General features: G+C 70.9%; 10 protein-coding genes. 4 read left to right on the top strand and 6 right to left on the bottom strand.

What is annotated here, in order from left to right:
* Nucleotides 1–805: 805 nt before the first annotated feature.
* From ACIA8K_RS36775 to ACIA8K_RS36765, 3 genes are read right to left on the bottom strand one after another with little or no spacing between them, the layout of a single operon-like run.
* The gene (locus ACIA8K_RS36775) at nucleotides 806–1435 is read right to left on the bottom strand and encodes a LysE family translocator (RefSeq protein WP_396067976.1); all 630 of its coding nucleotides are present in this window, start codon (nucleotides 1433–1435) and stop codon (nucleotides 806–808) included.
* A 37-nt stretch (nucleotides 1436–1472) separates the two neighbouring features.
* A complete protein-coding gene (locus ACIA8K_RS36770; protein ID WP_396067974.1) occupies nucleotides 1473–1841 on the bottom strand; it encodes a group 1 truncated hemoglobin in 369 nt (122 codons plus the stop codon).
* A 42-nt stretch (nucleotides 1842–1883) separates the two neighbouring features.
* The gene (locus ACIA8K_RS36765) at nucleotides 1884–2372 is read right to left on the bottom strand and encodes a MarR family winged helix-turn-helix transcriptional regulator (RefSeq protein ID WP_396067972.1); all 489 of its coding nucleotides are present in this window, start codon (nucleotides 2370–2372) and stop codon (nucleotides 1884–1886) included.
* An 88-nt stretch (nucleotides 2373–2460) separates the two neighbouring features.
* Here ACIA8K_RS36765 and ACIA8K_RS36760 point away from each other — a divergent pair, with 88 nt between their 5' ends.
* Both ACIA8K_RS36760 and ACIA8K_RS36755 read left to right on the top strand, forming a co-directional pair.
* Nucleotides 2461–3039, top strand: coding sequence for an NADPH-dependent F420 reductase (locus ACIA8K_RS36760; RefSeq protein WP_396067970.1), 579 nt, complete (start codon nucleotides 2461–2463; stop codon nucleotides 3037–3039).
* Nucleotides 3040–3164: 125 nt separating this feature from the next.
* Nucleotides 3165–7961: a diguanylate cyclase gene (locus ACIA8K_RS36755; RefSeq protein ID WP_396067968.1), complete on the top strand. Its 4797-nt coding sequence runs from the start codon at nucleotides 3165–3167 to the stop codon at nucleotides 7959–7961.
* 277 nt (nucleotides 7962–8238) lie between these two features.
* Here ACIA8K_RS36755 and ACIA8K_RS36750 read toward each other — a convergent pair whose 3' ends face one another.
* Nucleotides 8239–8529 carry a hypothetical protein gene (locus tag ACIA8K_RS36750; RefSeq protein WP_396067966.1) on the bottom strand — a complete coding sequence of 97 codons (291 nt, stop codon included), beginning with the start codon at nucleotides 8527–8529 and terminating at the stop codon, nucleotides 8239–8241.
* Nucleotides 8526–8768 carry a hypothetical protein gene (locus ACIA8K_RS36745; RefSeq protein ID WP_396067964.1) on the bottom strand — a complete coding sequence of 81 codons (243 nt, stop codon included), beginning with the start codon at nucleotides 8766–8768 and terminating at the stop codon, nucleotides 8526–8528. Before ACIA8K_RS36745 ends, ACIA8K_RS36750 begins: the two co-directional genes overlap by 4 nt.
* A 251-nt stretch (nucleotides 8769–9019) precedes the next feature.
* Here ACIA8K_RS36745 and ACIA8K_RS36740 point away from each other — a divergent pair, with 251 nt between their 5' ends.
* Both ACIA8K_RS36740 and ACIA8K_RS36735 read left to right on the top strand, forming a co-directional pair.
* Entirely contained in the window at nucleotides 9020–9901 is an 882-nt protein-coding gene (locus tag ACIA8K_RS36740; protein ID WP_396067962.1) for a helix-turn-helix domain-containing protein, read from the top strand.
* Entirely contained in the window at nucleotides 9879–10049 is a 171-nt protein-coding gene (locus ACIA8K_RS36735) for a DUF397 domain-containing protein (protein ID WP_396067960.1), read from the top strand. Before ACIA8K_RS36740 ends, ACIA8K_RS36735 begins: the two co-directional genes overlap by 23 nt.
* 81 nt (nucleotides 10050–10130) lie before the next feature.
* Here the strand turns inward: ACIA8K_RS36735 and ACIA8K_RS36730 are convergent, their stop codons facing one another.
* Complete coding sequence (locus tag ACIA8K_RS36730; protein WP_396067958.1) at nucleotides 10131–10517, bottom strand: RidA family protein; 387 nt, start codon at nucleotides 10515–10517, stop codon at nucleotides 10131–10133.

Genomic DNA, 10517 nt, shown 5'->3' with positions numbered 1-10517 from the left:
CGCGATGGGTTCGTGTGTGGGATCTCGCGTCCATCTGGCGGGATGCAAGATCCTTGCGGCTCTGGTGGCCCTTATCGCGCTCAAATAAGGGCCACCAGAGCCGCAAGGATCTTGACGTGGGCCTTCCTGCGCCTTCGGCGTCAGTATGAACGCACAGGGAGGCACTCAAATAAGGAAATGTCCGGCGTGGCGCTCGAGCCGGGGCACTTATCGCGGATCTCTACCTGACGCGGGTCGTGAGCGTGGGCTGTGTCCTGACATATGCGGATCCGGTGTAGCTCCGCGTTCGTGCCCGGCCCCGAGGCCTGCCGAAGTGCCGCGACAGACCCGCACACCTGCGGGACTCGCGGCCTCGGTGCCGGTCCTTGCGCCCGCCCAAGCCGCAGCCGCCTCGGCACGCAGCCGCCTCGGCCAGTCCCGAGAAAGTAGGTGGGCGGCGCGGCCAGTCCCGAGAAGTAGGTGGGCGGCGCGGCCAGTCCCGAGAAGTAGGTGGGCGGCGCGGCCAGTCCCGAGAAGTAGGTGGGCGGCGCGGATCCGCAGCCGCCTCGCCCCGCAGCCGCACCGATCCAAAGCCGCTTCGACCCGCAGTCGCTTGGACCCGCAGCCGCCGAGATGACGGCCGTGCTGCTCTCGCACTCCGCGACCACAACGACCGGCCGAAACCATTCGCCGCGCTCCAGCTCACTCGATCGTCGGTCCCCGGACCGCTACACGCGAATGGGCAGCAGAGTCGGAAGCAAGCGGGCCGGACCACCGTGGGAGCGGAAAAGGTCGCCCGGTTCGTTCGCGCGAGCGGGCTGCCTGGTCAGGTGAGGTCGTCGACGGCGAGGAGGGTGGCCAGGCCGAGGAAGGTGACGCCGGTGCCGAGCGAGACGCGGCGCTGGGTGCGGGCGGGGATGCCGGTGGCGCCGATGCGGCGGCCGGTGGCGATGTAGGCGAGGCCGACCAGCAGCTCGATCAGGAGGTAGGCGGCGCCGAGCGCGGCCAGCCGGAGGTCCGCGTGCGGCGCGGCGGTGTCGGTGAATTGGGGGAGGAGTGCGGCGAAGAGCAGCAGCGCCTTCGGATTGCTGATGGCGACCGCGAACTCGTGCGCCACGATCGGCCAGACGCCGTGCCGGGAGGTGGGCGCGGCGGCGGCCTGTGCGGGCGGGGTGTGCAGCGCGCTGCGGAGGCTTGAGAGGCCGAGCCAGGCCAGGTAGACGACGCCGACCCACTTGATCACTTCGAGCGCGGTGGCGGACGCGGCGAGGAGCGCGCCGAGGCCGGCGACGACCAGCCCGATCAGGACCACGAACGCGGCGAGGCGGCCGCCCACGCCGGCGAGCGCGCGAAGCGTGCCGTGCCGGACCGCGTTGCTGAGGCCGAGCAGCTGGTTGGCGCCCGGGATCAGCGAGACGAGCAGCGCGGCGGGGATGAAACCGGCCCAGTCGATCATGGGCCTAGCGTGCCCCGCGAGGTGCCCGGCCGCCAGGTCACTCGGTGCTCGTCCGGCTGCCGACAATGTCGTCGCGCAGCGGGCCGAGCGCGGTGGCGATCTGGGCGATCTCCGTGGTGGGCACGTTGAGCCTGGTCAGCGTGGCGACCAGGTGGGCGACCACGGCGTCGAACGCGGCGCCGGTGATGCCGAGGCCCGCGTGCGCCTCCGCCATGGATCTGCCTTGGTAGGCGGTGGGCCCGCCGACCGCGGCCGTGAGGAACGCGCGCTGGTGCGCCTTGAGCCGGGCCAGGTCGACGTCGGCGAAATATGCGGCGAGGTCCGGGTCGGTGACGACCCGGCGGTAGAACTCGTCGACGGCGGCCCGGACCGCGGTCTCGCCCCCGATTGACTCGTACAGCGTCATGTCTGCAGATGGTTCATCGACGAACATGATCAGCACAAGGGTTCAGTCGTATCGCCTGTGCAATGCGACACGCGCGCCGTTCGGGTCGAGGCGGTCGAGGAGCGCGTCCGCGATCTCGTGGAGCTGGGCGATCTGCTCGGGGGTGAGCGCGTCGATCACCAGCTGCCGCGCGGTGGCGACGTGGCCGGGCGCGGCCTCCTGCACCTTGGCCCAGCCGGCGTCGGTGAGCCGGGCGTTCGTGGCCCGCTTGTCCTGCGGGCAGGGGAAGCGTTCGACAAGGCCGCGGCTCTCCAGTCGCTGCACCACGTGGGAGAGGCGGGCGAGCGTGGCGGCGGTGCGGTCGGCGAGCGCGGTCATCCGCAGCGTGTGCTCCGGCGCCTCGGAGAGCATCGCCAGCACGTAGTAGTCGAAGTGGGTGAGCTGCGCGTCGCGCCGTAACTGGGTGTCGAGCTTGCCGGGCAGGAGTTCGACCACGGCGAGCAGCCGTACCCAGGTCGCGAGCTCCTCGCGGTTGAGCCATTGCGTGTCCACCCTCACATTCTGCCACGGAAGGTTGTATCGACAACCAGCGGCAGGTCTAATGGTTGTAGCGACAACCAAACAGTTGAGGGAGAACACCATGGCGCACGTCAGCATCATCGGCAGCGGGAACATGGGCCAGGCCGTCTCCGGCCTCGCGGCCAAGGGCGGCAACTCGGTCGAGCTGTTCAACAGCTCCGACGCGGACAAGCAGGTCACCGGCGACATCGTGGTGCTGGCCGTGCCGTACGCGGCCGTCGCCGGCATCGTCGAGGCCCGCCGCGAGCAGCTCGCCGGCAAGGTCGTGGTCGACCTGACCAACCCGATCAACTTCGAGACCTTCGACGGCCTGGTCGTTCCGGCCGACGGTTCCGCCGCCGCCGAGATCGCGGCCGCGCTGCCGCAGTCCCACGTGGTCAAGGCGTTCAACACCAACTTCGGCGGCACCTTGGTCTCCGGCTCCGTCGGCGGCGTCGCCACCACCACGGTCCTCATCGCCGGCGACGACGCGAACGCCAAGTCCGCAGTCTCCGCGCTGGTCCAGGGCGCCGGCCTGAACGCGGTCGACGCGGGCGGCCTCAAGCGCGCCCGCGAGCTGGAGGCGCTCGGCTTCCTGCAGGTCTCGCTCGCGGCGGCCGAGAAGATCACCTGGACCGGCGGGTTCGCGGTCACCAACTGAGTCGCACCTCGGATGCGCGCCGGTGGCAGACATGCCTACGGCGCGCATCGAGGCTCAGTGCGGCTTCGTCAGCCACGGGCGACGGAAGCCTCACAATCCGGCCGGTCCCGCCGATCGGGCGGGTGATGAGCGTCGTCTACGAAAGCGACCGCACCCGCATCGTCCGGGCGACAGACGTGCCGGGTGTGCTGCTCAAGACGCCCCGGGGGCCGCAGGGTGGGCGCCGGACCGGGCACGAGCGGGGCATCCTGCGCCGGCTGGCCGGGCTGGACCGGGTGCAGCAGGCAGCGGAGAGCGACGGGCGCGACGACCGGCTGGAACTCGTCGCCTATGACGCGCCGACGCTCGCCCGGAGCTGCGCCGAGCGGCCGATGGACGCCGGTGAGCTGCTGCGCTTCGCCGCGGAGCTGGCCGGGCTGGTCGCCGAGATGCACCGCCGGGGCGTGGTGCACAAGGACATCAATCCGGCGAACATTCTGGCCGAGGGTGAGCCGCGTCGGCCGATCCTGATCGATTTCGACCTGTCCACCACGTTCGCTGAGGAACGGCCGGGGTTCACCCATCACACCGCGATCGCGGGAACGCTTCCGTATCTGGCGCCGGAGCAGACCGGGCGCACCGGGTGGCCGGTCGACCAGCGCGCCGACCTGTACGCGCTCGGCGCCACCTTCTACGAGCTGGCCACCGGCTCGCCGCCGTTCGGGTCCGGCGGCGACACGCTCGACCTCATCCGGCGGCACCTGTCCGCCACGCCCGCGCCGATCCGCGACGCGAACCCGGCCGTGCCCGCACAGTTCGAGGCGATCGTCGCACGCCTGCTGGAGAAGGAGCCGGGCCGTCGCTACCAGAGCGCGGACGGGCTACAGCACGACCTGGACCGGCTGGCCGCGGACCCGGAGCAGCGGTTTCCGCCGGGTGAGCACGACTTCCCGATGCGGCTGGTGCCACCGACCCGGCTAATCGGGCGGGACGCGGAGCTGGAGACGCTGCGCGCCGCATTCCGGGACGCGGTGTCCGGGCGCACCCGCTGCCTGCTGATCAGCGGCGCACCAGGCGTCGGTAAGAGCAGCCTGGTCGACCAGCTCCGGCCGATGGTCACCGGCGCCGGCGGCTGGTTCGTCAGCGCGAAGTTCGACCAGCTGCGACGCGGCGCGGACGTCAGCCCGGTCCGGCTCGCGGTCGCGGCAATCGCCCGCCTGCTGCTCGCCGAGCCGGAGGCGGAGCTGCGTGAGGCGCGCGGGCGGCTGCTTGACGTGCTCGGCCCGGAGGCGGGGCTGCTCGCCGCGATCGTGCCTGACTTCCAGACCGTGCTCGGCATCCCGGCCGGCGGCGCGACCGGAGACCCGCGCACGGCAACGCCCCGCCTGGCCCGGGTGGGCCTCAAGCTGCTGCAGGTGGTGGCGCGCCCGGACCGGCCGGTGGTGATGATGCTCGACGACGTCCAGTGGGCCGGCCCGGCGCCGCTGAGCCTGATCGACGAGGTGGCCGGCGCGGACGACATCACCGGGCTGCTGCTGATCGCGGCGTACCGGGACGCCGAGCTGGACCCGGTCCACCCGCTCACCACGCTGCTGCGCCGCTGGCAGGAGCTGCCCCAGCCACCGGTGCGGCTGGCGCTCGCGAACCTCGCGGACACAGACGTGGGCGGGCTGCTCGCCGACCTGCTCCGGCTGCCCGCGCGGGACAGCGCCGGGCTGGCCGCGGCCGTGCACGCGCGCACCGGCGGGAACCCGTTCGACGTCGTGGTGCTCGTCAACGCACTGCGCCGGGACGGTGTGCTGACGCCCGGCCCGGACGGCTGGCGCTGGGACCCGGACGCGCTGCGCCGTCACATCGGCGACGGCGACGTGCTCGACCTGCTCGGCGCCCGGATCGCCGCGCTCCCACCGGCAAGCGCGGAGCTGGTCGCGGACCTGGCCTGCCTCGGCGGTCACCTGTCCGGCGGCGTGCTGCACGCGCTTGCCGGCGACGAGGCGGAGGCGGTGCTCGGGCCGGCGCTTGAGGACGGGCTGCTTGTCGCGCACGAGGACGACGGCGTCCGGTTCCGCCACGACCGGGTACGGCAGGCCGCGTACGGCGCGCAGGACGTGGTCGACCGCCGCGTCCGCCACCTGCGACTGGCCCGGAGGCTGTCCCGGGATCCGGTCGGCGTGGGGCTCGCCGCCGAGCAGTACCAGCTGGTCGCGGCGGACGTCACCGACCCGGGGGAGCGGCGGGACGCGGTCGGCATGCTTGTCGCGGCCGCCGGGCACGCCCGCCTGGTCTCCAACTACGCGGCGATGGAGAACCTGCTCGCCGCCGCGGCCGGGCTACTCCCGGACGACGACGACGCGCTGCGCCTGACCATCGACATGGAACGGCACGCGGCGCTCTACGCGCTGGCCCGGCTGGACGCCGCGGACGACTGCTACGCGCGGATCGCGGCCGGGGCGGCGCCGCTCAGGCTGGCGCCGTCCGCGACGCTTCAGGTGGGAAGCCTGACCATCCGGGGCCGGGCGCAGGAGGCGTTCGACCTCGGCATCGGCGTGCTGGCCGCGCTCGGGCACCCCGTTCCCGGCGGCGCGGACATGGAGGCCGCGATCCACGACGGCGCGGATCTGCTCGCCGGGTGGGCCGGAGAGCCGGACCACCTACCGGAGAACACCGATCCGGGTACCGCCGCGGCCGGCATGCTGATCAACCAGCTGATCCTCACCGCATATCTCGCGCACCCCGCTGTGGTCCCCTGGCTGGTCTCCGAGGTCGTCCGGATGCGCGTGCGGGGCGGCCCGTGCCGGGAACTGTCCGGCCCGATGGGGTACGTCATGTTCCTCACCGTCCCGGCCCGCGACGACTACCGGACCGGGTACCTGGCCGCGGTTGAGGTGCTCGCGGAGAGCGAGGCGCGTGGCTACGAGCCGGCCACCTCCCAGGTCCGGTACCTCTACGGCCTGAGCGCGCTGCCCTGGTTCGCGCCGATCGAGGAGGCGATCCGGCAGGCCCGCCGCGCGCGCGAGGGTCTGCTGCGCGCCGGTGACCAGGGCAACGCGGGCATCACGTACTGGACGACAGTGCCGAACATGATGGACTGCGGCACGCTCGACGACCTCGCCACCGAGGTGGACAACGGCCTGGCACTGACCCGCCGCACCGGGAACGACCTGGTCGGGGGCGGGCTCACCTGCTGGCGGCAGCTGGTCCGCGCGTTCCGGGGCGAGACCGTGGCGGCCGGCTCGATGGACGACGACGGGTTCTCCACGGCCGCGCATCTGGAGGCGGTCCGGCGCGTACCCGTGGCCGCCGCTCATCTGCTCTTCACGACCGCGCTCGTCGCGGCGGTCTTCGGGGATGAGGAGGCGCTTGACCGCGCCACCTCGGTGGAGGACGCGACCCGGGTCGGCGTCGCCACCCCGCTCAGCCTGACCGGCTGCGTGCTGCGCTGCCTGTCGCTGACCGGGAGGCTGCGCGCCGGCACCGTGCCCGACCCGGCGGCAGCGCGCGACGAACTGGACCGGTACCGGTTCTGGCTGGCCGCCCGCGCCGCGCAGGGCCCGGCGAACGTGGCCCACCTGCACCTGTTCATCGAGGCCGAACGCGCGGCCGCGGACCGCGACTTCCCAAGCGCGATCCGCTTCTACGACGAGGCGCTGCAACTCGCCGGCCGCCGCCGCCCGTGGCACCGCGCGCTGATCGCGGAGCGCGCCGGCCGCTTCCACCTGCGCGAGGGCATGCGCTTCGCCGGGGAGCGACTGATCAAGGACGCATCCCGGCGGTACGCGGCCTGGGGCGCGACAGGCAAGTGCGCGCAGCTGTCCGGCGAGTTCCCGTTTCTGCGCGACGCCGTCCGGCCCGCCTCGGACGCAAGCGTCGGCATCACCACCGACGCGGTCGATCTGCTCGCCGTGCTCCGCGCGTCGCAGGCGCTCAGCTCCTCCACCCGCGTCGGCCGCCTCCAGGAGCTCGTCGCGGAGGTGTTGCAGGCGCTTACCGGCGCGACAAGCGTGCTGCTCGTGCTTCGCGACGTGGAGACCGGCGCCTGGTTCCTGCTCAGCCCGTCCGGCGACGTGATCCCGCTGGCCCAGGCCGCGGACCGGCTGCCGATCACCGCGTTCCGCTACGCCGAGCGCACGGGTGTTCCGCTGCTGATCGGTGACACCGCTGATGACGACAGGTTCCGCGGCGACGCGTACCTCCAGGCCGTACCCGCCGGATCGCTGTTGATCGTGCCGATCGTGAGCCGCGGCGAACCGCGCGGCATGCTCGTGCTGGAGAGCCACCACGGCCGTAACGCGTTCGCGGTCACCGGCATCGACGCGGTGCAGCTGATCGCCGGGCAGCTCTCCGTCTCGCTCGACAACGCGCTGCTCTACGCCAGCCTGGAACGCAAGGTCGCGGAACGCACCGAAGCGCTGCGCGCCGCAAACGAACAGCTGGAGACGCTCGCCGTCACCGACCCGCTCACCGGCCTCGCCAACCGCCGCCGCCTCACCGAGGTGCTTGAGGAGGCGTGGCGCCGCGCGGTCCGCCCGCGCCTGCCGCTCGCGCTCGCCCTCGCCGACATCGACCACTTCAAGCTCTACAACGACTTCTACGGCCACCCGGCCGGCGACGAATGCCTCCGCCAGGTCTCCCGCACGCTGCTCCGGGCGGTCCGAGACACCGACACCGTCGCCCGCTTCGGCGGTGAGGAGTTCGTCGCTGTCCTTCCCGGCGCTGATCTCGACACCGCAGTCGTCGTCGCCGAACGGATGCGTGCGGCAGTGGCGGCGCTCGCCCACCGCCACGAACTCGCCGACGCCGGCATCGTCACTGTGAGCATCGGCGTCGCCGCGATCATCCCGGACCGTACCGGGCTGCACGAGACGCTGATCAAGATGGCCGACGAGGCGCTCTACTCCGCCAAGCGCGCCGGCCGCAACCGGATCACCGCCCACACGCCTTGAACGGCACGCCACGCTTCATTCGGGCTTGCGCCTGATCCAGGGTCTCCCTGCAACAACGCCGATGTCGGTGTTCAACGCGGGGAGCAGGACAGCTGTCGCCGTTTCAAACACGGGGTACGTTGCGCGGAGTGAACACCGAAAGAGCGGCGAAGTATCGACGCAGCCTTCCACTGCCCCGAGACAAGGAATCCGCGTCGAATCCACACCGGGGCACGGCGCAGCGCAGGTTCCTGGTTTGTCTCGATTGTGGGCAGGAGGCCACAGGGTCCCGCACGACTTACGCCGAAGCTGCGTGCTTGTCGGACACCATGTCACTACTCTCGCGGACTTCCGAATGGGCAGGCAAGGGCGCCTTCATCCACCCCAAGAACCGCGCGTAGAGCCAGCCAGCAGGCACGGTGAACAGCTCGCGGGTCGCCTCCACCAGGCACGCGCCGAGGTAGATCGCCAGGGACACCCGAGCGCCGTCATACTCGGCCAGCAGATCGAGCCGCGCCTGATCGCACGGCCACTCCCCGCCGCAGAGGCGGCAGTCCCACGTTGGCCGGTGCGGTGTGTGGTCCGTCATCGCTGCACCCGGGACTTCACCACAGCCGACGCACGGACGTAGAGCCGTCGCTCGGCTCCGGCGTCGGTCACGGCTCGTTTGCAGAACGCGTCGATGTGCCACCACGGCTCGTTGTCGAACCTCACCTTTTCCACCACTCGCGTGACGCGGCAAAGCAACGTGCCGAGGCCGAACTTGTAATCCGGGTCAGCGAACCGATAGACGGCGTTGACTCGCGGCCTGGTCTCGTCCCCGGTCACGACACACGCAGCCGACGCATCGTGCGGCAGGGCAGGCGAGATCCACAGCGGCAGACCCGTCGTTCCCCCGACCACACCGGCCGGTGTTGCCGCATCAATGCCACCGCCAGCACTTCCACGATCACCATCTGGGACTCCCTGCGGATGGGTGGAGACGCGATTCCCACGTCGCATCCATGGTGGGCGCATCGTACGATGCTGCGCAACCGCGAGAGAATCAAAATGACGGCGCGTTAGGAGAGTGGCCGATCATGAGGGACGATCAAAAGATGGCCCGCTTCACCCCTGCAACGCCGCGCAGCCGACGGCTTGGCCGCGAGCTTCGCAAGCTCCGCGAAGGCGCATCACTCACCCTCGATGCCGCAGGCAAGCAGGTGGGAAGCTCTGGATCTCGGATTCAGAGAATCGAGGCCGGCGACATCAAGGCTCGGCCCGGCGACGTGATGGAACTCCTCCTCGCCTACGGCGTAGCGATCGACAGCGAGCCAGGCGGGTCACTTCTTGTGATGGCGCGTGAGCTGCGGGAGGCTGGGTGGTGGCAGAGGTTGAACACCCTGCCGCCGCGCTACGCCACGATGATCGCGTACGAAGAAGAGGCGACCGAGGTCCGTAACTTCGAACCGAGCCTGATCCCCGGCCTGTTGCAGACCGAGGCTTACGCTCGGGCGGTCATCAGCGTCGGTCAGGAAACTAACGACGAGATGATCGAGCAGCGAGTGCAGGCGCGGATGCAGAGGCAAGCCATCCTCGCCCGGAAGCAGAACCGGCCGAAGCTCCACGCCGTCATCTCCGAAGCGGCGCTGCGGGTCGAGGTCGGTGGAGCCGAGGTCATGCGCGAACAGCTCGACCGCCTCGCGGCCGTGACCACACAGCCGAACATCACGGTGCAGGTGTTGCGGTTCGCGGCTGGTGCCCACATGGCGAACCACGGCGGGTTCCTCATCCTCGGCCTGGACAATGACCTGCCGCTCGGATACATCGACACCCTGGCCGGTGCACTGTTTCTCGAAGCTCGCGGCGATCTACTGCGACTCGAAACCGTGTACGACCACCTGAAATCCTTGGCAATGTCGCCAGCCGAGTCCGTGAAGTTCATCAAGGAGAGATCCAATGCAATGGCGCAAGGCCAGTAGATCCAACAGCGACGGCAACTGCGTCGAGGTCGCCACCCCGCCGCGCGCCGTGCACGTCCGCGATTCCAAGGACCAGGCCGGCCCCGTGCTGGCGTTCAGCCAGCCAGCATGGACGGGCTTCGTGTCCGGGTTGAAGCACAACACCTGATCAAGCAGAGCCGGGTGTGGTGACCGATGGTGTGACCACACCCGGCTACAGGGCTTGGACTCATCGGCAGGGGCGTGTGGGTCAGGACGGCCGGCGCGCGTCGACCTCGATCTCGATCTTCATGCGGGGGTCGGCGAGACCGCAGACGAGCATCGTGGCCGCGGGCCGGACGTCGGCGAACGCACCGCGCAGCGCCGGCCAGCAGGGTTCGAAGTCGTCGCGGGAGGGGAGGAGGTAGCGGACGCGGACGACGTCGGAGAGGGTGCAGCCGGCCTCGGCGAGTGCGGCGGCGATGTTGCGGAGCGCCTGTTCGGCCTGGGTGACGACGTCGTCGGAGATGGTCATGGTGGCGTAGTCGAAGCCTGTGGTGCCGGAGACGTGGACGTGGTCGCCGATGACGACGGCCCTGGCGTAACCGATCTGCTCCTCGAAGGTGGAGCCGCTGAGAATCGCGCGTCGCTCTGTCAC

It is taken from the genome of Catenuloplanes sp. NPDC051500, from assembly GCF_044454585.1.
Classification (GTDB): Bacteria; Actinomycetota; Actinomycetes; order Mycobacteriales; family Micromonosporaceae; genus Catenuloplanes.
Note: the sequence above shows the minus strand (reverse complement) of the source record. Positions and strands in the feature narration are given on the sequence as shown.